General features: G+C 66.9%; 25 protein-coding genes. 8 read left to right on the plus strand and 17 right to left on the minus strand.

What is annotated here, in order from left to right; genetic code table 11:
* Nucleotides 1–21 precede the first annotated feature (21 nt).
* From ACYVJ8_RS04280 to ACYVJ8_RS04290, 3 genes are all read left to right on the plus strand, one after another.
* A complete protein-coding gene (locus ACYVJ8_RS04280; protein WP_460711031.1) occupies nucleotides 22–1,242 on the plus strand; it encodes an RNA polymerase sigma factor in 1,221 nt (406 codons plus the stop codon).
* Nucleotides 1,243–1,685: 443 nt separating this feature from the next.
* On the plus strand, nucleotides 1,686–2,426 hold the full coding sequence (locus ACYVJ8_RS04285) for a sulfurtransferase (RefSeq protein ID WP_460709643.1): 741 nt from the start codon (nucleotides 1,686–1,688) through the stop codon (nucleotides 2,424–2,426).
* Between the two features lie 49 nt (nucleotides 2,427–2,475).
* Nucleotides 2,476–3,309, plus strand: a complete 834-nt coding sequence (locus ACYVJ8_RS04290) for a class I SAM-dependent methyltransferase (protein WP_460709644.1) — start codon at nucleotides 2,476–2,478, stop codon at nucleotides 3,307–3,309.
* A 198-nt stretch (nucleotides 3,310–3,507) separates the two neighbouring features.
* Here the strand turns inward: ACYVJ8_RS04290 and ACYVJ8_RS04295 are convergent, their stop codons facing one another.
* Nucleotides 3,508–4,752 (minus strand): TIGR03862 family flavoprotein, encoded by a 1,245-nt coding sequence (locus ACYVJ8_RS04295; protein ID WP_460709645.1) that lies wholly within the window; start codon nucleotides 4,750–4,752, stop codon nucleotides 3,508–3,510.
* A gap of 122 nt (nucleotides 4,753–4,874) precedes the next feature.
* Here ACYVJ8_RS04295 and ACYVJ8_RS04300 point away from each other — a divergent pair, with 122 nt between their 5' ends.
* Both ACYVJ8_RS04300 and ACYVJ8_RS04305 read left to right on the plus strand, forming a co-directional pair.
* Nucleotides 4,875–5,648 (plus strand): dimethylarginine dimethylaminohydrolase family protein, encoded by a 774-nt coding sequence (locus ACYVJ8_RS04300; protein ID WP_460709646.1) that lies wholly within the window; start codon nucleotides 4,875–4,877, stop codon nucleotides 5,646–5,648.
* A gap of 53 nt (nucleotides 5,649–5,701) precedes the next feature.
* Nucleotides 5,702–5,854 (plus strand): hypothetical protein, encoded by a 153-nt coding sequence (locus ACYVJ8_RS04305; protein ID WP_460709647.1) that lies wholly within the window; start codon nucleotides 5,702–5,704, stop codon nucleotides 5,852–5,854.
* Nucleotides 5,855–5,867: 13 nt separating this feature from the next.
* On the opposite strand, the gene ACYVJ8_RS04310 is transcribed toward ACYVJ8_RS04305, so the two are convergent.
* From ACYVJ8_RS04310 to asnS, 16 genes are all read right to left on the minus strand, one after another.
* The gene (locus ACYVJ8_RS04310) at nucleotides 5,868–6,620 is read right to left on the minus strand and encodes a type 1 glutamine amidotransferase (protein WP_460709648.1); all 753 of its coding nucleotides are present in this window, start codon (nucleotides 6,618–6,620) and stop codon (nucleotides 5,868–5,870) included.
* Nucleotides 6,621–6,627: 7 nt separating this feature from the next.
* A complete protein-coding gene (locus ACYVJ8_RS04315) occupies nucleotides 6,628–7,314 on the minus strand; it encodes a DUF2461 domain-containing protein (RefSeq protein WP_460709649.1) in 687 nt (228 codons plus the stop codon).
* A gap of 11 nt (nucleotides 7,315–7,325) precedes the next feature.
* Complete coding sequence (sbcB, locus tag ACYVJ8_RS04320) at nucleotides 7,326–8,792, minus strand: exodeoxyribonuclease I (protein ID WP_460709650.1); 1,467 nt, start codon at nucleotides 8,790–8,792, stop codon at nucleotides 7,326–7,328.
* A gap of 87 nt (nucleotides 8,793–8,879) precedes the next feature.
* Entirely contained in the window at nucleotides 8,880–10,241 is a 1,362-nt protein-coding gene (locus ACYVJ8_RS04325; protein ID WP_460709651.1) for an FAD-dependent oxidoreductase, read from the minus strand.
* Nucleotides 10,234–11,541, minus strand: coding sequence for a kynureninase (gene kynU, locus ACYVJ8_RS04330; RefSeq protein ID WP_460709652.1), 1,308 nt, complete (start codon nucleotides 11,539–11,541; stop codon nucleotides 10,234–10,236). Before kynU ends, ACYVJ8_RS04325 begins: the two co-directional genes overlap by 8 nt.
* Nucleotides 11,542–11,563: 22 nt before the next feature.
* Nucleotides 11,564–12,574: an amidohydrolase family protein gene (locus tag ACYVJ8_RS04335; RefSeq protein ID WP_460709653.1), complete on the minus strand. Its 1,011-nt coding sequence runs from the start codon at nucleotides 12,572–12,574 to the stop codon at nucleotides 11,564–11,566.
* A gap of 19 nt (nucleotides 12,575–12,593) precedes the next feature.
* Nucleotides 12,594–13,139: a 3-hydroxyanthranilate 3,4-dioxygenase gene (locus tag ACYVJ8_RS04340; RefSeq protein WP_460709654.1), complete on the minus strand. Its 546-nt coding sequence runs from the start codon at nucleotides 13,137–13,139 to the stop codon at nucleotides 12,594–12,596.
* 4 nt (nucleotides 13,140–13,143) lie between these two features.
* Nucleotides 13,144–13,584, minus strand: a complete 441-nt coding sequence (locus ACYVJ8_RS04345) for a RidA family protein (protein WP_460709656.1) — start codon at nucleotides 13,582–13,584, stop codon at nucleotides 13,144–13,146.
* Complete coding sequence (gene can / locus ACYVJ8_RS04350; RefSeq protein ID WP_460709658.1) at nucleotides 13,581–14,249, minus strand: carbonate dehydratase; 669 nt, start codon at nucleotides 14,247–14,249, stop codon at nucleotides 13,581–13,583. Before can ends, ACYVJ8_RS04345 begins: the two co-directional genes overlap by 4 nt.
* The gene (locus ACYVJ8_RS04355) at nucleotides 14,246–15,697 is read right to left on the minus strand and encodes an aldehyde dehydrogenase (protein WP_460709660.1); all 1,452 of its coding nucleotides are present in this window, start codon (nucleotides 15,695–15,697) and stop codon (nucleotides 14,246–14,248) included. The genes can and ACYVJ8_RS04355 overlap by 4 nt, the downstream gene beginning before the upstream one ends.
* Nucleotides 15,698–15,733: 36 nt before the next feature.
* Nucleotides 15,734–16,048: a PilZ domain-containing protein gene (locus ACYVJ8_RS04360; protein WP_460709662.1), complete on the minus strand. Its 315-nt coding sequence runs from the start codon at nucleotides 16,046–16,048 to the stop codon at nucleotides 15,734–15,736.
* A 40-nt stretch (nucleotides 16,049–16,088) separates the two neighbouring features.
* On the minus strand, nucleotides 16,089–16,877 hold the full coding sequence (locus ACYVJ8_RS04365) for an SDR family oxidoreductase (RefSeq protein WP_460709664.1): 789 nt from the start codon (nucleotides 16,875–16,877) through the stop codon (nucleotides 16,089–16,091).
* 4 nt (nucleotides 16,878–16,881) lie between these two features.
* Entirely contained in the window at nucleotides 16,882–17,523 is a 642-nt protein-coding gene (locus tag ACYVJ8_RS04370; RefSeq protein ID WP_460709666.1) for an FMN-binding negative transcriptional regulator, read from the minus strand.
* Between the two features lie 3 nt (nucleotides 17,524–17,526).
* Entirely contained in the window at nucleotides 17,527–17,841 is a 315-nt protein-coding gene (locus ACYVJ8_RS04375) for a hypothetical protein (protein ID WP_460709668.1), read from the minus strand.
* A complete protein-coding gene (locus tag ACYVJ8_RS04380) occupies nucleotides 17,838–18,146 on the minus strand; it encodes a hypothetical protein (RefSeq protein WP_460709670.1) in 309 nt (102 codons plus the stop codon). Before ACYVJ8_RS04380 ends, ACYVJ8_RS04375 begins: the two co-directional genes overlap by 4 nt.
* Nucleotides 18,147–18,187: 41 nt before the next feature.
* Nucleotides 18,188–19,588, minus strand: coding sequence for an asparagine--tRNA ligase (gene asnS / locus ACYVJ8_RS04385; protein WP_460709672.1), 1,401 nt, complete (start codon nucleotides 19,586–19,588; stop codon nucleotides 18,188–18,190).
* 204 nt (nucleotides 19,589–19,792) lie between these two features.
* On the opposite strand from asnS, the gene ACYVJ8_RS04390 reads away from it, so the two are divergent.
* The 3 genes from ACYVJ8_RS04390 to rpsF all read left to right on the plus strand — a co-directional run bounded on the left by ACYVJ8_RS04390 (nucleotide 19,793) and on the right by rpsF (nucleotide 22,576).
* On the plus strand, nucleotides 19,793–20,134 hold the full coding sequence (locus tag ACYVJ8_RS04390; RefSeq protein ID WP_460709674.1) for a HesB/IscA family protein: 342 nt from the start codon (nucleotides 19,793–19,795) through the stop codon (nucleotides 20,132–20,134).
* Nucleotides 20,135–20,227: 93 nt separating this feature from the next.
* The gene (locus ACYVJ8_RS04395; RefSeq protein WP_460709676.1) at nucleotides 20,228–21,985 is read left to right on the plus strand and encodes a DUF885 domain-containing protein; all 1,758 of its coding nucleotides are present in this window, start codon (nucleotides 20,228–20,230) and stop codon (nucleotides 21,983–21,985) included.
* Nucleotides 21,986–22,156: 171 nt separating this feature from the next.
* Nucleotides 22,157–22,576: a 30S ribosomal protein S6 gene (gene rpsF, locus ACYVJ8_RS04400; RefSeq protein WP_460709678.1), complete on the plus strand. Its 420-nt coding sequence runs from the start codon at nucleotides 22,157–22,159 to the stop codon at nucleotides 22,574–22,576.
* Nucleotides 22,577–22,583: the final 7 nt, after the last annotated feature.

The following is a 22,583-nucleotide window of genomic DNA, read 5'->3' on the forward strand; positions in this document are numbered from 1 at the left end:
ACCATCGACGCGGTGTGGCGGATGGAATCGGCGAAGCTGATCGCCAGCCTCGCGCGCATGCTGCACGACGTGGGCCTCGCCGAAGAGCTGGCGCAGGACGCGCTGGTGACGGCGCTGGAGCAGTGGCCGCAGGGCGGAGTGCCCGACAATCCCGGTGCGTGGCTGATGACCACGGCCAAGCACAAGGCGATCGACCGGCTGCGGCGGCACCAGTTGCAGCACCGCAAGCACGAGGAACTCGGCTACGAGATCGAGCTGCATCAGCAGGTGCACGAGGAAGACATCCTCGATGCGCTGGACGATCCGATCGGCGACGATCTGCTGCGTCTGGTGTTCACCGCTTGTCATCCGGTGTTGTCGCAGGACGCGCGGGTGGCGCTGACGCTGCGTCTGCTCGGCGGGCTCACTACCGATGAGATCGCGCGCGCTTTCGTCGTGCCGGAACCGACCATCGCGCAGCGCATCGTCCGCGCCAAGCGCACGCTGGCGGAGGCCAACGTTCCTTATGAGGTGCCGCGCGGCGAGAAGTTGGTCGAGCGGTTGTCGGCGGTGTTGTCGGTGGTCTATCTCGTCTTCAATGAGGGTTATTCGGCGACGGCCGGTGAGGATTGGCTGCGTCCGCATTTGTGCGAGGACGCGCTGCGGCTCGGCCGCGTGCTGGCGGGGCTGATGCCGCAGCAGGCGGAGGTGCATGGCCTGGTGGCGTTGATGGAAATCCAGGCTTCGCGCGCTGGGGCTCGAACCGGGCCGTCGGGAGAGCCGATCTTGTTGCTCGATCAGGATCGTGCACGTTGGGATCGTCTGCTGATCAATCGTGGCCTTGCGGAATTGGAACGTGCCGAGAAGCTCGGCGGTCCACGCGGGGCGTACACGCTGCAGGCGGCCATCGCGGCCTGCCATGCGCGTGCGCTGCAGCCGGAAGACACGGACTGGGCGAGTATCGCGGGGTTCTACGCGGAGCTGGCGCGGCTCACGGGTTCGCCTATCGTCGAGCTCAATCGGGCGGTGGCGTTGAGCATGCTGTTCGGTCCGGCGGCGGGGTTGGAGCTGGTCGATGCGTTGGCGGGCGATGCTGCGTTGGCGCGCTATCACTTGCTGCCGAGCGTGCGTGGCGATCTGTTGTTCAAGCTCGGCCGTCTGGATGAGGCGCGCGGTGAATTCGAGCGGGCGGCTGAGATGACTCGCAATGAGCGCGAGAAGGCGTTGTTGTTGGAGCGCGCGGCTAGTTGCCAAACGCGCTGACTCCTCCCTCGCGGCAAACCCCTCGCCCCGCTGGCGGGGAGAGGGACAGCGTCGCGCAGCGGCGCAGGGTGAGGGGACGTGGCGGCGCGATCCCGGCGCGGGCAGGCGGCGCCGGTGGGCAGTCGTGACACGCCGTGAATCCGTCCATGGAGGCTTGTCAGCGGCATCCATGCCGCTGACAGTCACGACTACCCACCGGCGCCGCCTGCCCCCACACATCTCGGTAGTTCGACAAAAAGCATAAGAACGCTTCGAAGCGGCGATCTTCACGCTCGCGATAGCGCTGCCCGCCGGTGATGGGGGTAGCGGAGAAGCGGACCAGGATGGTCCGCGACCCGACTTAAAGGCATGGATGCCGTCAGGAGGGCGGAGCTACCCCCATCACCGGCGGGCAGCGCGTCCTACCGAAGCCGAATGCACCAAGTGCCCGGTAAAATGTGGCCGTGATCCTGAATATCGCCGCCTACCATTTCGTCCCCGTCCAAGACCCGGCTGCACTTGCGGCCCAGGTCCGCAGCCTCGCCGAAGCCGGCGATCTGCGTGGCACCGTGCTGATCGCGGAGGAGGGCATCAACCTCTTCCTGGCGGGCCCTGAATCCGCCATCCAGCTCTTCCTCGAGGCGCTGCGCGGGGATCCGCGTTTCGCTGACATCGTGGTCAAGGAGAGCATCAGTCGAACCCAACCGTTCGCCCGGCTCAAGGTCAAGCTGAAGAAGGAAATCATCGCCTTCCGCCGCGACAATTCCTCGCCGCTCGAAGGCCGCGCGCCTGCCGTGGCGCCGGAAGACCTTGCGCGTTGGATCGAACAGGGCCAAGACGACAACGGCCGCCGCCTGGTGCTGCTGGACACGCGCAATCGCGAGGAAGTCGATTACGGCACCTTCAGCGGCGCACTGACCCTGCCGATCGACAACTTCACCGACCTGCCGGAGGCGCTGACGCCGCATCGCAGCGCGCTGGCCGACGCCGTCGTGGTCAGCTTCTGTACCGGCGGCATCCGTTGCGAGAAAGCGGCGCTGTGGATGCAGGCCGAAGGCATGGACAACGTGCTGCAACTCGAGGGCGGCATCCTCAATTATTTCGAACGCGTCGGCGGCTTCGGTTACGACGGCCGCTGCTTCGTCTTCGACGAGCGCGTGGCGCTCGACCCGGAACTGAAACCGTTGGCCGATCCCACTGCCTGAGTGCAAGCCTCGCCATGAGCTGCACGTAGCGGAACCGAAAGGAAAGCACATGAGCGTCGATCGCAATCCGCAAGCCGAACAGATGGGCGACGAGTCGATGGCGCGCAATCTCGCCCATCAGGCCGAAGCGATCTGGCCGCAGGAAGCGCCCTTGTTCGATCGATACGGCCTCTCCGGTTCACTGCGGATCCTGGATCTTGGCTGCGGCACCGGCGAGATAACGCGACGCCTTGCCGAGCGCTATCCGGATGCGACGCTCATCGGTGTCGACATCCTCGAAGGCAATCTCGCCTTGGCGCGGCGGGACAGCGGTGCGTTCGGCGACCGCATTGCCTATGAGCAGGGCGACGCCTTCGCCCTGCGTTTCGATGATGCTCAGTTCGATCTGGTCGTGTGCCGGCACATGTCGCAGGCGGTGCCCGATTTCCCGCTGGTCCTCGCCGAGATAACCCGAGTGTCGAAGCCCGGCGGCTGGCTGCATCTGCTGTCGGAGGACTACGGCATGCTGCACATGCCCGTGATCGAGCGCGATGGCGTGCGCTTCGATCCCGACCGGTTCTGGAACGAGAACGCGGTGGCCTATCTGCACGGCATCGGCTGCGACGGGCGTATCGGCCGGCATTCGCCGACGCTGCTGGCGAAGGTCGGCTACCAGGCGATTGCGCTGGATTACGTGATCGTCGATACGCTGCGCGTGGAGCGCGCGACGTTCGCCGGGATCATGACGGCTTGGCGCGACGGCTATTCCGAAGTGCTGGCGGACGCATCCGGGCGATCGGTTGCCGAGGTGACGGCCGACTTCGACAGGATCATCGGTGCGATCGAAACGCCGCCGTATTACGCGGTGTGGCATGTGCCGGTGGTTTCGGGGCGGAAGCGCTAGCCACGGCCCCTCACCCTGCGTTGCTTCGCAACGCTGTCCCTCTCCCCGCAAGCGGGGCGAGGGATGCTCTTCCTTCTCCCCGCAAGCGGGGCGAGGGATGCTCTTCCTTCTCCCCGCAAGCGGGGCGAGGGATGTTCTTCCTTCTCCCCGCTTGCGGGGAGAAGGTGCCCGAAGGGCGGATGAGGGGCCGCCTTTGCTTTACCGCGAAGTAAGCCAAGCAACCGCCCCTCGCCCCGCGCGCAAACCACTGGCGAAACACGCCGTCAACAGATAACCGCCGGTCGGCGCTTCCCAATCCAGCATCTCGCCTGCGCAGAACACGCCCGGCACCGCCTTCACCATCAAGGCGTCGCCCAGGGCTTCCAGCCTCACTCCACCGGCACTGCTGATCGCCTCAGCGATAGGCCGTGCCTGCTTCAACACGAGAGGAAGACGCTTGGTTGCCTGCGCGATAGCGGCGGCATCGTCGAGCTGTGACTTGGGCAGCACTTCACGCAACAGCGCCGCCTTCACGCCCGCAAGGCCCGTCTGCCGCCGCAGGTGTTCACTGAAACTGCGACCCGCGCGCGGCTTGCCCAGATCGCCCGCAAGACGTGCGGCATCGCGACCCGGCGCCAGATCCAGATGCAGCGTGACCGAGCCGTCGCGATCGATCGTGTCCCGCAGCGTCGCCGACAAGGCATAGATCAGGCTGCCTTCGATCCCGGTCGCGGTGACGACGCATTCGCCTTGCAATGCGTGTTCGTTGCCGTCGAGATCGCGCCAGTGCGCGATTACCGGCTTCAGCGGCGCACCGGCATGCTTCTGCGCGAAGTGCTCGCTCCAGCCGATATCGAAGCCGCAGTTGGAGGGCTTCAAGGGCGCGACATCGATGCCGCGCTGCGCAAGCCACGGCGCCCACGCGCCGTCCGAGCCGAGTTCCGGCCAACTGCCGCCGCCCAAAGCAAGCACGGTGGCGGGCGCCACCACGTCGAACGGTCCGGTCGGCGTTTCGAAGCGCAGCGCGCCATCGGCGTTCCACCCGGTCCAGCGATGCTGTACGTGGAAGCGCACACCCTGGTCGCGCAGCCGCCGCACCCAGCCGCGCAGTAGCGGCGCGGCCTTGCGATCCATCGGGAATACGCGCCCCGACGTGCCCACGTACGTGTCGATGCCAAAGCCGCGCGCCCATTCGCGCAGCGCGTCCGCGTCGAAATTGTCGAGCCAATGGGCGACATCGCCGCGACGCGAGCCGTAGCGCGCGTCGAATGCGGGCCGCGCTTCGCTATGCGTGAGATTCAGCCCGCCCTTGCCGGCGATCAGGAACTTGCGGCCGACCGAGCCCTTGCCTTCATACAGATCGACTTCGATGCCGGCGGCGCGCGCGACCTCGGCCGCCATGAGGCCGGCGGGTCCGCCGCCGACGATGGCCAGGCCGGGGAGAGTGGTCGCGATACGGGACATGCGGCAGGGCAGGGACGTGGCGGGACATTATGCGTGGCGGCGGTGTGACTGTGCGCCGATGCTCCCTCGTTGCGGACGCGCGAACGGGGTATGGTCTTGCTGGAGCCTCACGAACGCCCCACATGCGCATAGCGATCACCCGCGAAGTCAGCCCCAGCCTCGGCGATTGCCAGCTCACCCATGTCGCCCGCACGCCGATCGATATCGCGCGCGCCGAGGCCCAGCATCGCAGTTATCAACGCCTGCTCGCGTCGCTGGGTTGCAAGGTGCTGACGCTCGACGCGGAGCCTGCCATGCCGGATGCGGTGTTCGTGGAGGATGTCGCGATCGTGCTCGACGAGATCGCGGTAATGACGCGGCCCGGCGCCGAATCGCGGCGCGAAGAAGGCACGAGCGTCGCCGAGTTGCTTGCGCGCTACCGGCCGCTGCGCCTCATCGAGGCCCCGGGCACCCTGGACGGCGGCGACGTGCTGCGGGTTGGCCGTACGCTCTACGTCGGCGAGTCCGGGCGCAGCAACGCCGAAGGCCGGGCGCAGCTGCAGGACGCTATCGGCGAATTCGGCTATCGCGTGGTGCCGGTGGCGATCCGCGATTGCCTGCACTTGAAGTCGGCGGTGACCGCGCTTCGCGACGACACGCTGCTGATCCAGCCGCGCTGGGTCGATGCGGCTTCGTTCCCGGGCTTTCGCATCATCGAAGTGGATCCGGACGAAGAGCACGCTGCCAATATCCTGCGGATCGGCGACACCGCGGTGATGCCGGCGAACTTTCCTCGTACCGCGCAGCGCCTGCGCGACGCCGGGATCGAAGTGGCGACCGTCGACGTTTCCGAGCTGCAGAAGGCGGAAGGCGCCACGACCTGCTGCAGCCTGGTGTTCGAGGTCGCGGCTGGATAACGCCACTGGCACATCAGGCGCGATAAGCTCGCCACATTCCGCGGAGACACGACATGAGCTGGATCGGCATCATCCTGGTAGTGCTCGGCCTCTACCTTGCCTTCAAGGTGGCCGGTTTTTTCATGAAGTTGTTGATGTGGGCGCTGGTGGTGTTCGGCATCTACTGGTTCGCCGCGCCTTATCTGGGGCTGCCGCGGCTCTTCTGATCCGAACCGCTCGTCACACCCATTCGCGCGACGGCAGCGTGTGGCGCCGTTGCGGCCGGCCGATCAGGTCGAGGAAGTTGTTGAACACCGCGTCGGCATGGCCTTGCATTTGCGCGATGCGTTCGCGGGTCTGCGCGCGTACCGCCGCTTCGTCGGTATGGCCCAGCGCGGCGAGTTCTTCGCGGTAGGCGGGGTTGGCCAGCCAGCGTTCGATCAGGGGCTCGTCCATCTCCAGGTGGAACTGGAAGCCGTAGGCGTTGTCGCCGTAGCGAAAGGCCTGCGGCTCGCATGTCTCCGTGCGCGCCAGATGCACTGCACCCTGCGGGACTTCGAAGTGATAGCTGTGCCATTGGAAGACCGGCGCGGTTTCCCCCAGCGCCGAAAGCACCGGGTCGCGACGGCCCGCTTCGGTGGTCTGCAGCGTGTACCAGCCGATTTCCGGCTCGGGTATCCGCTGGATCGGTGCCCCCAGGGCGTGCGCGAGCAGTTGCGCGCCCAGGCAGATGCCGAGCACGGGCTTGCCCTGGGCGAGCATGCGTTCGATCGCGCGCAGCTCGGTGCGCAGGTGCTGGCGGTGTTCCCGATCCTCCACGTTCATCGGGCCGCCGAGCACGATCAGGCCGTGGTAACGGTCCACGTTGGGTTCCGCATTCGGCTGGCGGTCGAAATTGGCGAAGCGGATGCGGTGGCCTCGCGCCCGGATCAGCGGGTCGAGCGTGCCTAGCGGCTCGGCGGCGACGTGCTGGAAGACGAGGATGCGGGACATGCGGGCGCTAAAACTCCAGATCCAGCGCCGCGCAGAGATAGTCGACGAACGGCGCGAGCGCTGCCATGTCGCCCTCCAGCGTCTTGCGCAACCGCGGCCCGGTCATGGTCGCGTCGTCGATCGAACGGAACGCGGCGAAGTTGCGCCGGCGCAGGTCGTCGGCGAATTCGAAGTCGGCGGGAAAGCCGCGCGGCATGCGCGTCAGCATCTCGTCGTCGTCGAGATCGAAGCGCTTGCGGAAGGCCTTGGCGTGCGCCGCCGCCTTCCAACTGCCCGGGTTATCGACGATGAAATGGCGGATGCGCCGCAGCGTCTCCGGTTGCGGATGCCACACGCCCGCGGCGATGAAGCAATGCCCCGGCTGCAGATGCAGGTAGAACGCCGGCGCTTCGACCTGCTTGCTGCGCGCATGGAACAGGCGCGCGCCCTGCCAGTTCTTGTACGGCGCCTTGTCGTTGGAGAAGCGGGTGTCGCGATGGATGCGGAACAGCGAGCCGCCATTGCCCTTGGGTTCGGAGCGGTAGTGCTCGCTCACCGCCAGCAGGCCGGGCTGCAGGTCGGTCAGCAGGCGCTGGAAGGGCTCGCGCACGCGCGCTTCGTAGTCGGCCTTGTGCGCCAGGAACCACTCGCGATCATTGTGTCGGGCGAGGCCGCGCAGGAACTTGAAGCTGGCGTCGGAGAAGTAGGTGCTCATGGGCGCGTAGTTTAGGGCGTGGGTTCCAGCACGCCGTCACGCAGGCTGGCTTCCACGTCGCGGCCCCAGGCTTCCAACTGGTCCAGCAGTACCTGCTTGGCGCCATCGGTGGCATGCGCGATACGCAGGGCCGCGATTTCCGCGCGGAAACCATCGAAGCTGTATTCGGACAGGCCGCGTTCGTCGCGCAGGCGGGTGCGGCGGTAATCGTTCCAGCGCGCCCGCTCGCTGAGTGACAGCGTCTCGGGCCAGTTGCGCGCGCGGTAGCGGAACAGCAGCTCCGGCAGGCGCGGGTCGCGGAAGCCGAAGGTCTTCATCCCCAGCGCCTGCGGCGGCGTGGCGCGCACTTCCGCGAATACGCGCTTGTCGCCGTCGCCGATGAAGCCGTCGTACAACGAGGCGTCCACGTCGGCCGGCTGACGCTCGCGTTCCGACGAAAACACCTGGCGGACCTTCTCGGCCAGCGCCGGACCGGCTTCGCGCAACATCGCGGCGCGTTCGGCCACCTGCTGCGGATCGATCATCAGGCGGGTGAAGTCGGTGGCGCGCAGATGGTCCCAGGACACCAGCGACGGGCAGCGGTTGAGGTGGATTTCCTTGAGCGCGACGCGCACCTCGCCTTCGGGCAGATCGGCGAGGGGCGTGTACAGGCGATCGGCGATCTCCTCGGCCGACAGCCGCAGCAGCGCACTGGGGTCCTGGCCCAGATCGAAGGTAATCACCCGGTTGTCGATGCGCGGGTGCCGCGCGATCGGCAGCACCGGCGCCGCGCACAGGCGGCTGGCCGGAAAGCGCTGCGACACATGCAGCACGGGCACCATCGCCACCACGTCGATCAGGCCGGCGACGAAGCGCTTGTCGCGCAGCTTCAGTGCGTAGTCCCACAAGCGAGGCTGTGCCTGCTTAAGCTTGCGCGCCAGGCCGATCAGCGCGCGCACGTCGGACAGCGCTTCATGCGCGTCGCCGATGCGGACATCATTGGCGTGCGCCAGGTGTTCGAGCTTGAACGAGGTCGCGCCGTCCTCGCGCTGCGGCCACACCAGCCCCTCGGGTCGCAAGGCGTGCGCCAGGCGCAGCACGTCGAGCAGGTCCCAGCGGCAATTGCCCCCGCGCCATTCGCGTTCGTAGGCGTCGTAGAAGTTGCGGAACAGGCCGTAGCGGACGAACTCGTCGTCGAAGCGCAGGGAGTTGTAGCCGAGCGTGCAGGTCTCCGGCCGCGCCATTTCGTCGAAGATCAGCGAAAACGCCTGGGCCTCGTTCATGCCCTCGCGCAGCGCGACCTGCGGGACGATGCCCGTGACCATCGTGGCGCCGGGCGAGGGCAGCAGATCGTCGGCCGGGCGCACGAAGATGCTGATCGGCTCGTCGATCTCGTTGAGGTCGGTGTCGGTACGGATCGCCGCGAACTGGGCGATCCGGCTGGTGCGCGGATCGGAGCCGAAGGTCTCGAGGTCGTAGAAGAGGAAGCTGGCAGGCATGGCAGGCGTATAGCGCGGCCCGGTCTCAACGGCTGAGAGCGGGCGGGTGATCGAAGCAGAACGGTCGCACGCGGCCGGCCTGCAGGCTCATGCTTCCACCGGCAGGGGCGACAGACGCGCCTGCACCGCGGCATCCACCGCCGTCCAGTCGAGGGTGTCCAGCGAACTGTGTCCGCGGGTCAGCTCGACCAACAGTTCACGCTGAATCCGCCCGCGTTCGAACGCCACCGCGTACGGCAGGCGGCGGAACGTCACCATCGCGTAGCGCGGCACGAAGCGGTCGGGATGGCGATCGGCGAGCTGGCGCTCGAGCGCGCGCTGCAGCAGGTAGTCGTCGTCGTCGACGCGGTCGCGCATCTCCAGGTAGTTCTCCAGCGCCATCTGCTGGATCGCGCGCGCGTTGGGCAGCCGTTCCTGCTGGAACGCGGCGAACGCGGCGGCACGGTCGCTGTGGCGTTGCAGGTGCTCGGCGAGTGCGACGCAATCTTCGAAGGCGCAGTTCATGCCCTGGCCGTGGAATGGCACCATCGCATGCGCCGCATCGCCCACTAGGACAGCGCTATCGTCGATGTGCCAGTTGTCCAGATATAGCGTCGCCAGCAGGCCGGCGGGGTTTTGTTCGAAGTCGCGCTCGAGCTGCGGAATCAGCGGCACCGCATCGGCGAAGTCGCGCTCGAACAGGGCGCGTGCATCGGCGCCGTTCTTCACCGTCTGGAAGCTGGGCTCGCCCTCGTTGGGCAGGAACAGGGTAACGGTGAAGGTGTGCTCGTCGTTGGGCAGCGCGATGCACATGTAGCGGCCGCGCGGCCAGATGTGCAGCGCGTTGGGCTCGACGCTGAAGCCGCCGTCGGCAGCCGGTGGAATCTCCAGTTCCTTGTACGAGTGGCCGAGGAATTCGGTGCGCTCGCCCAGGTCGCGTTCGCGCATCATCGCCGCGCGCAGGGCCGAGCCGGCGCCGTCCGCGCCGATCAGCGAATCGTAGGCGACGTCGTGCAGGCTACCGTCGCGATCGTCCCGGAACTGGGCGTTGCGATGCGCAAAATCCACGGCCGCCAGGCCGCGGTGGAAGTGCAGCCGCGCACCGGCTTGTTGCGCGAGGTCGAGCAAGATTAGATTCAGCTCGCCGCGATGCACCGACCAGATGACCTCGCTGTCGTCCTTGCCGTAGCGCTGCAGGTCGGTGCGGCCATCGAGGAAATGCACCATGCGGCCGCGCATCATCACCGCCTGCGCCATCACCTCGTCGTCGCCGCCGGCCAGACGCAGCGCATGGCGTCCGCGTTCGGCCAGGGCGAGATTGATCGAACGGCCGCCGGCATAGCCCTGCACGCGCGGATCGCCGCGTTTTTCGTACACGTCGACAGACCAGCCGCGCTGCGCGAGCAGAGTGGCCAGCAGCGCGCCGGCCAGGCCTGCGCCGACGATGGTGATGTGACGCGGCTCAGTCATGGGTCCCGCTCTCATCATGAGTCCAGTTCTCCACGGCCTGCGCGAAACGCAGCACGTCGTTGTGGGTGTTGTAGAGCGGGGCGGGGGAGATACGGATCACGTCGGGCTCGCGCCAGTCGCCGAGCACGCCGTTGGTTTGCAGGTATTCGAACAGGGCGCGGCCAGCGCTTCTACCGGTCATGTTGCGGCCGCCGATCACGCGGATGGACAACTGGCAGCCACGCTGCACCGGGTCCGACGGCGTCACGATCTGCAGCGTCTCGCTCAGACGCGCGCCGATCAGTTTTTCCAGATAGCCGGTCAACCTGCGCGAACGTTCGCGCAGCGCCTGCATGCCGACGCGGTCGTAGAGCTCCAGCGATGCGCGCAGCGGCGCCAGGCCGAGGATCGGCGGATTGCTCAACTGCCAACCATCGGCACCGTGGGTCGGTACGAACTGCGGCCCCATGCGGAAGCGCGTGCTGACGTCGTGGCCCCACCAGCCGGCGAAGCGCGGACGGTCGGTCGCGGCGTGGCGCTCGTGCACGAAGCAGCCCGCGACAGCGCCAGGACCGGAGTTCATGTACTTGTAGTGGCACCACACGGCGAAGTCGGCATCGCTATCGTGCAGTTCGAGTTGCAGGTTGCCGACGCCATGGGCGAGGTCGAAGCCGCACATCGCGCCCTGCGCATGCGCCAGGCGCGCGATTTCCTTCAGGTCGAAGGCCTGTCCGGTGCGGTACTGCACGCCCGGCCACAGCACCAGCGCCAAGCGCGGACCGTGCTGCGCGATCGCACGCGCGATCGCCTCCATCGAGATCGTACCGTTGGGTTCGTCGGCCTCCAGTTCGATCAGGTCGGTCTCCGGATCGAAGCCATGGAAGCGCAGTTGCGAAGCGACCGCATGGCGATCCGACGGGAACGCGCCGGCTTCGATCAGGATCGCCGGGCGCTCGCGCGTGGGCCGGTAGAAGCTGACCATCATCAGGTGCAGGTTCACCGTCAGCGTGTTCATCGCCACGACTTCGGTCGGCTTCGCGCCCACGACGCGCGCCAGCGGTTCGCGCACGAGTTCGTGATAGGGCATCCACTGCGCCTGCCCGGTGAAGTGGCCCTCCACGGCTTCGGTGGCCCACTTGTCCAGCACTTCCTCGACGTGGGCGCGCGCACCGCGCGGCTGCAGGCCGAGCGAATTACCCACGAAGTAGGCCTGCTCGTGGCCGCCGTGCCTGGGAATGTGGAATTCACGGCGCAGGGCGGTCAGCGGATCGGCGGCATCGAGCGCATCGGCGTGCGCGAAAGAAAACAGGTCGTCGGTCATCGTATGCATCATGCGAACGTGCTTATGCAAAGCGGGATTTGGAGAGGCCCAGCCATTCCAGCGCGGTGCCGTGGTACAGGCGCGCCTGGTCGGCCTCGCTCATCTGCAGCGCTTCGATGCCGGCGCCCGGCGTCTGTTCGCCGAGCGGGAAGGGATAGTCGGTGCCCAGCATCACCCGCGACACTCCGCAGGTGTCGAGCAGGTATCGCAGTGCGAGCGGATCGGCCACCCACGAATCGAAATACAACTGGTCGATGTACTCGCGCGGATTGCGCGGGTTGTCGGTCGCGACCAGGTCGGGGCGCATGTTGAAGCCGTGTTCGATGCGGCCGATGGTGTAGGGGAAGCTGCCGCCGCCGTGGGCGAGGCAGATCTTCAACCGGGGCAGGCGTTCGAGCACGCCGCCGAAGATCAGGCAGCAGGCGGCGCGCGATTGCTCGGCGGGCATGCCGACGAGCCAGGGCAGCCAGTACTTCGGCATCGACGGCGTCCCCATCATGTCCCAGGGATGCACCAGGATGGCCGCGCCCAGCTCGCTGGCGGCCTGGAAGAATTCGAACAGCTCCGGCGCATCCAGGTTCCAGTCGTTGACGTGCGACCCGATCTGCACGCCCTGCAGGCCGAGCTGGTCCATGCAGCGTTCGAGTTCCTGCACCGCCAACCGCGGCGACTGCAACGGCACCGTGCCGATGCCGGCGTAATGCCGCGAATGATCGCGACAGGTCTCCGCCATGTGGTCGTTGAGCGCCTGGTGCAGTTCCAGCGCGTGCTGCGGCTTGGCCCAGTAGCTGAACATCACCGGCACGGTGCTGATCACCTGCACCTGCACGCCGAAGCGGGCGTAATCGTCGATGCGCTCCTGCGCGTCCCAGGTCTTGGACCAGATCTCGCGGAAGAACTTGCCGTCCTTGTAAATGCGGTGGCGGCCGTCGTCGGTGTGGTGGATGACCGGGAAGCGGTCGTCGCCGTACTTGCGCGCGAGGTCGGGCCAGTCGCGCGGCAGGTAGTGGGCGTGGGTGTCGATCTTCAGCATCAGGGGCTCAGCGCGGTAATCAAGTGTCCGCCATCACGTACTTCGACGGCGCCGGATTGAGGTGCCCGCAGTTGCGGCACGTCCGGTGTTCGCGCGAGGAATAGAAGTGGTCGAAGACGGCGGGGAAGTCGGTCTCGATGTTCTTCAGCGGGAAGAACTCTTCGTACAGCTTTTCGTTGCACTGCTCGCAGAACCACAGCAGACCGTCGAGCTCGTGCGGCAGGCGCTTGCGTTCGATCACCAGGCCAATCGAATTGGGCATCCGCTGCGGCGAGTGCGGCACGCGCGGCGGCAGCAGGAAGGTTTCGCCGGCCTTGATCGGAATGTCCCGCGCAACGTAGTTGCCGGCGGCATCCGTGTCCTGGATGCGCAGGATCATTTGCCCTTCCAGTTGGTAGAACCACTCCGGACCCTCGTCCCAGTGGTAGTCGGTGCGCTGGTTGGGGCCGCCGACGATCATCACGATGAAGTCGCCGTCGTAGATGCACTTGTTGCCGACCGGCGGCTTGAGCAGGTGGCGATGCTCTTCGATCCAGGCTTGCAGGTTGAGCGGGGCGTTCAACATGGGATCAATCCTTGCCGCCGGCGTCGGCGACGACGGCGGTGCATTTGAGTTCGATCGCGATCGGCGTCGGCAGCGCGGTGATGCCCAGCGTGGTGCGGCAGGGCGCGGTGTCGATGTCCGGGAAGTATTCGGCCCACACGGCGTTGTAGGCCTTGAAGTCGCGGGCCATGTCGGTGAGGTAGACGGTCACGTCGACCAGGTCCTCCCAGCGCGCGCCGCTGGCTTCCAGCACAGCGCGCACGTTGGCGAATACCGAACGCGTCTGCGCCTCGATGTCGTATTTGCGTACACGGCCGTCGGCGAAATATTCGTTGCCGGCGATCTCGTTGCTGGCCGGATCGCGCGGACCGATGCCCGACAGGAACAGCAGGTTGCCGACGCGCCGCGCATGCGGATACGTGCCGACGGGCTTGGGTGCGGCGCTGGCCTTGATCGCGTCGCTCATGCGGCGGTGTCCTCGCTGCGCGGGCGCAGTCGCGCCAGCGCGGTTTCGTAAGCGGGCGGCAGTTCGTCTGTGGCGCTGACGTCCATGCCCAGTTCGCGTACCCGTCCGTCCAGCAGGCTGTAGACCCAGCCATGCACCGACAGCGACTGCCCGCGCGCCCACGCGTCCTGGACGATGGTGGTGAGGCACACGTTGGCGGCCTGCTCGATCGCGTTGAGTTCGCACAGGCGCGCGTGGCGCAGCGATTCCAGGTCGATGCCTTCGAGCAGCGTGGCGTGTTTCAGCGCCGCATCGCCGACGTGGCGGATCCAGTTGTCGGCCAGCCCCACGCGCGTGCCGGTGAGCGCCGCATGCACGCCGCCGCAGCCATAGTGGCCGACGACGAGGATGTGCTCGACCTTCAGCACGTCGACCGCGAACTGGATCACCGAGAGGCAATTCAGGTCGGTGTGCACCACCACGTTGGCGATGTTGCGGTGGACGAAGACTTCGCCCGGCGCCAGTCCGAGGATCTGGTTCGCCGGTACGCGCGAATCCGAGCAGCCGATCCACAGATACTTGGGCGCCTGCTGCTGCGACAGCCGCTTGAAGAAGCCGGGGTCTTCGCGGCGCACGCCATCCGCCCAGTCGCGGTTGTTGCGCAGCAGTTCGTCGAGTGTCGTCATCGTGATGCTGTTCCCATGGGGGGCGCGCCCAGGGCGATGCCCACGTTCTTGGCTTCGGTGAAGAAGCGCATCGCCTCCATGCCGCCTTCGCGGCCCAGGCCCGATGCGCCGGTGCCGCCGAAGGGTGTGCGCAGATCGCGCATCAGCCAGGTGTTGATCCAGACCATGCCGGTGCGCAATTGCGCGGCGACGCGATGGGCGCGGTCGAGATCGCGCGTCCATAGCGAAGCGGCCAGGCCGTAGTCGCCGGTGTTGGCCAGGTGCACGGCTTCCTCGTCGCTGTCGAAGGCTTGCAGCGTGACCACCGGGCCGAAGATTTCCTCGCGGTTGCTGGCGCAGTCCGGACCGAGTCCTTCGATTACCGTCGGCGCGACGAACCAGCCCGGGCGATCCAGCGCGCTGCCGCCGCAGAGCACGCGGCCGCCTTCGTCGCGCGCACGCGCCAGGGCGGAGGTGACTTTGTCGAAATGGGCCTGCGAGACGAGCGGGCCCAGGTTGTTGTCCTCGTCGATCGGATCGCCCACGCGCAGGGCCAGCGCACGTTCCACCAGCGCATCGCGGAATTCGCTGTAGATGCGGCGTTCGACCAGGATGCGCGAACCGCACAGGCAGATCTGGCCGCTGTTCTGGAAAGCCGAGCGCACGATGGTGTCGAGCTGCGCGCGCCAGTCGCTGTCGGCGAAGACGAGCGTGGGATTCTTGCCACCCAGTTCCAGCGAGACCTTGCGCAACAGCGGTGCCGCCAGCGACGCGATGCGCTTGCCGACCGCGGTGCTGCCGGTGAAGGAAATCGCCTTGACCTTGGGATGCGTGACCAGCGGTTCGCCAACGTCCGGGCCAAGGCCATGCACGATGTTGAGCACGCCTTTGGGGAAACCGATCTCGGCGGCCAGTTGCCCCAGCATCGTCGCCGTCACCGGCGTCACTTCGGATGGTTTTGCGACGACCGTATTGCCCGCGGCCAAGGCCGGCGCGATCTTCCAGGTGAACAGGTACAGCGGCAGGTTCCAGGGCGAGATCGTCGCCACGACACCCAGCGGTGCGCGCAGCGTGTAGTTCAGTCCGGCCTGGCCGTGATGCGATTCGCTGGCGAACTGCGTGGCCGCGTGGGCGAAGAAGCGCAGGTTGGAGATCGCACGCGGAATCTCGACCTCGCGCGCCAGGCGGATCGGCTTGCCGCCGTCGCGCGATTCGGCGTGGGCGAAGTCGTCGAGCCGGGCTTCCAGCGCATCGGCCAGGCGTTCCAGCCAGCGTGCGCGCTCGGTGGTGGCGAGCGAAGACCACGCGGGCCAGGCCTTTTCCGCGGCGGCCACGGCCGCTTCGACATCGTCGGCGTTGCCGCGCGCGACTTCAGCGAAGGGGCGGGCCGTTGCCGGGTCGAATACCTCGATCCAGCCGCCGCTGGCCGCTTCGCGAGATTCGCCGTCGATCCAATGAGTCAGACGCATCTGCCAAGCTTAACCGGCGCGGCGTCCGTACGGCAGTCATTGTTGGGCCGGGCGCGTCGGCGGAATCGTCTGAGTATCGTGATATTCGAGGCCGACGCGGTGCTCGCTGACGCGTGCCACGCGCGCATCGACGACGGCGACGGCGGTTTCGTCGTTCTCGTGAAAGAACAGCCGAACCAGATCGTCCGGTCCCAGTGCGAAGCCGGCGGGACGGAAGATGCTGCAACCGCCTTCGGACAGATCGATCAGCTGCGCGAACCAGGCGGACTCCCGGCCGAGGACCATCACCCGCGAGGCATAGGGCACGCGATCGGCGGTGCGGCGTTCGTCGGCGACGACTACTGCATTCATGGGCGGTCCTTGCCGGATGGCGTCGGGATTCGGGACGATATCAGAGCGAACGGGTGCGGCCGCCGTCGACCGGCAGGTTTATGCCGGTGATGTAGGACGCCGCGGGCGAACACAGGAAGGCGATCGCCGCCGCGGTTTCCTCCGGACGGGCGAAGCGCCCCATCGGGATTTCCGCGGCCATCTTCGCGTACACCGAATCGCGGTCCTGGCCGGTCTTGGCCATGGTGGATTCGATGATCTGTTCGATTCGCGGTGTTTCAGTCGAGCCCGGCAATACGTTGTTGACCGTGATTCCCTTCGGCGCGACCTCGGTAGCGAGCGTCTTCGCCCAGCTGGCCACGGCCCATCGCGTCGAGTTGGAGACGCCCAGGCCGCGTAGCGGCTCCTTCACCGAGGTCGAGATCACGTTGACGATGCGCCCATAGCCGTCGCGTTCCATGCCTGGCAGCACCGCTTCGGCCAGCACGTGGTTGGCGAGCAGATGCTGGCGATAGGCGGCCTCGTAGGCCGCGATCTCCGCGCCGCGAACCGTGCCGGGCGGCGGGCCGCCGCTGTTGTTCACCAGGATGTGCACCGGCTTGCCCGCGCACAGCGCTTCGACCTGCGCGCGCAGGCGCTCCAGGTCGGCGGTGTCTGCGGCGATCCAGCCATGGACCTGCGAAGCACGCGGCCGCGGCAATTCAGCGGCGACGCGCTCCAGCACATCGGCACGCCGGGCGAGCAGGGTGACGTCGGCGCCGAGTTCGGCCAGCGCCTTCGCCGTGGCCAGCCCGATGCCCTGGCTGGCGCCGCACACGAGCGCGTGTTTGCCGTTGAGGTCGAGATCCATGAGCTCAGTCTTCCTTCGGAGTGCGTGCGCGCATCAGCGCGGCGACGTCGCGGCTCGCGTCGAGCGGTTGCCGTTCGAGTTCGGCGGCGACTGCGTTGCGGTTGGCGATGGGGTGATTCTGGTTGAGCTTGAACTTCAGCGTCGCGGTGTCCACGCGGAAGCGGAAGCCGACGATGCCGCGCAGTTGCACGCGGTGGTCGTCGCGTTCGATTTCGAAGCGCCAGTCGCGGCCGATGCGGGCCTCGTGCTGGCGGCTGAGATCGTTGACGATACCGGCCAGCGAAGCCTCGTCGTCGAAGGTTTCCAGCGTGCCGGCGAGGTGGGCGGTCGCGTAGTTCCAGGTCGGGACGCGCGCTTCGACTTCTTTGTCGGGGTACCACGACGGCGACACATATGCGTGCGGGCCGTGCACGACCAGCGTCGCCGGCCCGGCGTGTTTCGCCTGCGGGTTGGGACGCGCCCAATGGCCGCGGATTTCGATGGCGCTGGCCTCGATCGTCTCGCCGTCGCGGCGATAGAGCACCGGCAGGTGATTCACCGTGGGCAGGCCGTCGCGCACGGTGATGAGGGTGACGAAATTGTCGCGCTCGATCAGCGCATCCAGCGCCGTCAGATCGTTTTCGACGAAGGCCGCGGGACGGTACATGCGTCAGTGGCGCGGCGGCAGTTTCTGGATCATCCATCCGCGCAGCGCGGCGTCGTCCTCGGCTTGCGGCGGCACCAGCTCATCCAGGGCGAAGCCGCGAACGGCTGCATCGTCGGCGTCGAGGCCGTCGAGGGCGACGAATTCCGCGTCCATCAATGCCGCGCGCGCTGTGTCCGCGCTGTCGTAGGGCAGGGTGGCGCCGTCGCTGTCGAAAACCTCGGCGGTGCCGGCCTCGTGGATGCGCAGGCGTGCCCACACGACCGTGCGGCCCAGCGTCGCCAGCCACCATTCGTCGTGCGCGTCGTCTCTATTGCTCATGCGGTTACCACCAGCGACAAGGCCCACAACAAGCCGGCCAGGATCAGGGCGATGATGATCGTCAGCAGCGACGTGCGCGCCGGCGATGCCAGGCCGGTGAGATTGCGGTCGTTCGCCGCGATATAGCCGCGACGCAACAGCCAGCCCAGGGCCGTGGGATTGAGGAAGGCTCCAGGGCCCAACTGCGCGCCGATCTGCGGATGCCGGTCGCGGATATGCACCAGCGACAGCGGCCAGAAGATCACGAACGCGCACGCGCCGGCGATGGCGGTGGCGACGAAGAGGAGGGCGAAGAACAGGATCATGTCGTGTTGTCATCATCCGGGCGCAAGCCGGGAGCAGCTCATCAGAATTCCGCGCTACCCGGTGCGCGCGGATAAGGAATCGCGTCGCGGATATTGCTCAGGCCGCAGACGTAAACCACCAGCCGCTCGAAGCCGAGCCCGAAGCCCGCGTGCGGCACGGTGCCGTAGCGGCGGAAGTCGCGGTACCAGCCGTAGTGCGCCGGATCCAGGCCGAACTGGGCCATGCGTGCGTCCAGCAGGTCCAGGCGCTCTTCGCGCTGCGAACCGCCGATGATCTCGCCGATGCCCGGCGCCAGCACGTCCATCGCGGCGACGGTCCTGCCGTCGTCGTTGATGCGCATGTAGAAGGCCTTGATGTGCTCGGGGTAGTTCATCACCACCACCGGGCGGCCGACGTGTTCCTCGGTGAGCCAGCGTTCGTGTTCGGTCTGCAGGTCCAGGCCCCATTCGACCGGGAACTCGAACTTCTTGTCCGACTTCTGCAGCAGCGTGATCGCATCGGTGTAGTCGATGCGTTCGAACGGCGCGTTGATGAAGGACTCCAGACGGGTGATCGCGTCGGGCTGCACGCGTTCGGCGATGAAGGCCATGTCGTCCATGCGCTCGTTGAGCACCGCGCGGAACATGTACTTCAGGAAGGCCTCGGCGACGTTCGCGTTCTCGTTGAGGTCGGCGAAGGCGATTTCCGGCTCGATCATCCAGAACTCGGCCAGGTGGCGCGAGGTGTTGCTGTTCTCGGCGCGGAAGGTCGGGCCGAAGGTGTAGACCTTGCTCAGGGCGAGGCAGTAGCCCTCGACGTTGAGCTGGCCGGACACGGACAGGAAGGTTTCCTTGCCGAAGAAGTCGCGGCCGAAGTCGACACCCCCCTGGCCATCGCGCGGCAGATTGGCCATGTCCAGCGTGGACACGCGGAACATCTGGCCGGCGCCTTCGGCGTCGGAGGTGGTGATGATCGGCGTGGAGATCCAGTAGAAGCCCTGCTCGTGGAAGAAGCGGTGCGCCGCCTTGGCCAGGCAGTCGCGGATACGCGTCACCGCGCCGAACAGGTTGGTGCGTGGGCGCAGGTGGGCGAATTCGCGCAGGTATTCCAGCGAGTGCTGCTTGGGCTGCATCGGATAGGTCAGCGGATCTTCGACCCAACCGACCACTTCCAGCTTGGATGCCTGGATCTCGAAGGCCTGCCCCTGGCCTTGCGACGGCGTCAGCGTGCCGGTGGCGATCACCGCGCAGCCGGTGGTGAGGTGCTTCACCTCGGATTCGTAGTTCGCCAGGGTCGCGGGCGCGACCACCTGGATCGGCGCGAAACAGGAGCCGTCGCTGACATTGACGAAGCTGAGCCCGGCCTTGGAGTCGCGCCGGGTGCGCACCCAGCCGCGGACCGTGACTTCGCCGCCGGCAGGCAGCTTGCCTGCGAGCGCATGTTCGACGCTGACCACCGTCATGCCTTGAATCCTGGCCGCCGCGGGCCGATATGGGGAAAGGCGGAAGTCTACTAGAACGCCCCGACGCTCCGGCAGCGGCCTTTTGGGGGATACGGACCCTGACCTCTACCTGGACGGGTGCGCTGCATTCCATGGGTGATCTCGCTCCGTCCCGTATCGCTGCGCGATAATGCGCAGGCATCAGCAAGCAACCACCGGAGTCCCATGGCCGTCACTCTCGCTCCCGCCGCTCTCGCCCGCGTCCAGCGCTATCTCGTCGAGACGCCCGATGCGATCGGACTGCGCTTCGGCGTGACCCGCACCGGCTGCTCGGGCTGGCAGCACTTCGCCGACCTGGCCAAGGACCAGCGCGAGGGCGATACCGTGTTCGAACAGGACGGCGTGCGCATCTATGTCGACGCCACGAGCCTGCCGCTGGTGGAGGGGACCGAAATCGATCTGGTGAAGCAGCGCTTGGGCGAGCAGTTCATCTTCCGCAATCCCAACGCCAGCGCCGAATGCGGCTGCGGCGAGAGCTTCACCACCGAGGCCGATCGCGCGGCCTGATCGCTGCCCGGTCGCCCGATCCCAACCTTAGGCAGGGTGGGCGAAGGAAATCGCCACGCTAGACTCCCGCGGTCCATGTCGGGGAGTCACCTCATGTTTCGCAACTTGGCCGCTACCGCGGCGATCCTGCTCGCGTTCGCCGCGCCCGCACAGGCGCAGTCGAACGACGCCACCCAGGCGCTGCACCAATTGTTCGACCAGGAATGGGAGCGCGGCCTGCGCGAGAATCCGGTCAACGCCAGCTACCAGGGCGATCCGCGCTACAACGACCGCTGGGGCGATGCGAGCCTGACGGCGATCCACGCCAGTGAAGCCGCCGATCGCGCCGCACTGGCGCGGCTGCGCGCCATCGACCGCAATGCGCTGTCGGCGGCGGATCAGCTCAACTACGACACCTTCCAGTGGCTGCAGGAAAAGGCGGTAGCGCGGCAGAAGTTCCGCACCTACCTGCAGCCGATCAGCCATCAGGGCGGCGTGCAGACGCTCGATGGCGTGGTCGAGGTGCTGCCGTTCGCCAGTACCCAGGACTACCGCGACTGGCTCAAGCGCATGGACGCGGTGCCGGTCGTGGTCGAGCAGACCATCGCCCTGATGCGCGAAGGCGCCAAGGCCGGCATCGTGCCGCCCAAGGTGCTGATGCAGCGCGTGCCGCGGCAGATCGCGGCGCAGATCGTAGCGGACCCGCTGCAGAGCCCGTTCTATCGCCCCTTCGTCAAGTTCCGCGACGGCGTGCCACAGGCCGACCGCGCCGACCTGCAGGCGCAGGCGCAACGCATCATCCGCGAGCGCATCGTGCCTGCGTACCGCAGCCTGCAGACCTACTTCAACGGCGAATACCTGCCGAAGACGCGCGCGACCATCGCCGCCACCGATCTGCCCGAGGGCAAGGCCTATTACGACTATCTGGCGGGCTACTACACGACCACCGACCTCACGGCGGACCAGATCCATGCCATCGGCCTGAAGGAAGTGGCGCGCATCCGTGCGCAGATGGAGAAGATCAAGGCGGAAGTGGGTTTCCAGGGCTCGCTGCCGGAATTCTTCGCCTTCCTGCGTAGCGACCCGCGCTTCTTCGACAAGACGCCGCAGGCGCTGCTTACGCATTACCGGGACGTCGCCAAGCGGATCGACCCGGAGCTGGTGAAGGCATTCAAGACGATCCCGCGCCAGCCCTACGGCGTGCGGCCGATTCCGGACAACATCGCACCGGACACGACCACCGCGTACTACCAGGCGGGGGCGGCCGACGGCAGCCGCGCCGGCTTCTACTACGTCAACCTGTACAAGCCGGAAGTCCGGCCGACCTGGGAAATGATGCCGCTGTCCCTGCATGAGGCCGTGCCGGGGCATCACTTCCAGTTCGCCCGTTCGCTGGAGCTGCCGGACGCGCCGATGTTCCGGCGCACGGCCTATTTCGTCGCCTATAGCGAAGGCTGGGGCCTGTACGCCGAGCAGCTGGGCTTCGACATGGGCCTGTACGACGATCCCTACGACCGCATGGGCCAGCTCGCCTACGAGATGTGGCGCGCGGTGCGCCTGGTGGTCGACACCGGCATGCACGCCAAGGGCTGGAGCCGGGACCAGGCGATCGCCTTCTTCAAGGACAATGCGCCCAAGACCGACCAGGACATCGTCAACGAGATCGACCGCTATATCGGCGATCCGGGCCAGGCCCTGGCCTACAAGATCGGCCAGCTGAAGATTTCCGAGCTGCGGGCCCGGGCCAAGGGCGCGCTGGGCGACCGCTTCGACGTGAGGGAGTTCAACGACGAGGTGCTGGCGACCGGTTCGGTGCCGCTGCAGGCGCTGGAGCGCCATATCGACGCCTGGATCGCCGAAAAGCAGAAATAGGGGCCGCCAGCCCCGGCTGGTTGCCCGTAACCCATTGACTCTGCCATAATTTCCGGCTCCCGCGGCGAAGGCTGTGGGAGACCTTGCTCCACCGCGGCTAATCCCGGCCGTCGGGGGGCTGCCCGGGATGCGGCTTTCGTGCCTGCGCCCGGCATCCACAAGGAAACAAACATGCGTCATTACGAAGTCGTGTTCCTGGTCCATCCGGACCAGAGCGAGCAGGTGCCGGCCATGATCGAGCGCTACAAGAGCTTGATCGAAGGCGGCGAAGGCAAGATCCACCGTCTCGAAGACTGGGGCCGCCGCCAGCTGGCCTACCCGATCGAGAACCTGGTCAAGGCCCACTACGTCCTGCTCAACATCGAGTGCACCCAGAGCGTGCTGAACGAGCTGGTCGACGGTTTCCGCTTCAACGATGCGGTGCTGCGCCACCTGGTCATGAAGCGCGACGCGGCCGACACCGAGCAGTCCCTGATCATGAAGTTCAAGGACGAGAAGGGCGACAAGCCCGAGCGTCGTCGCCGTGACGATGAGAGCGACAGCGCGATCGGCAATGCCGACTCCGCCGCTGACGAAGCCGAAGCCGCCTAAGGAGTAC

This window comes from Lysobacter terrae, assembly GCF_054782215.1.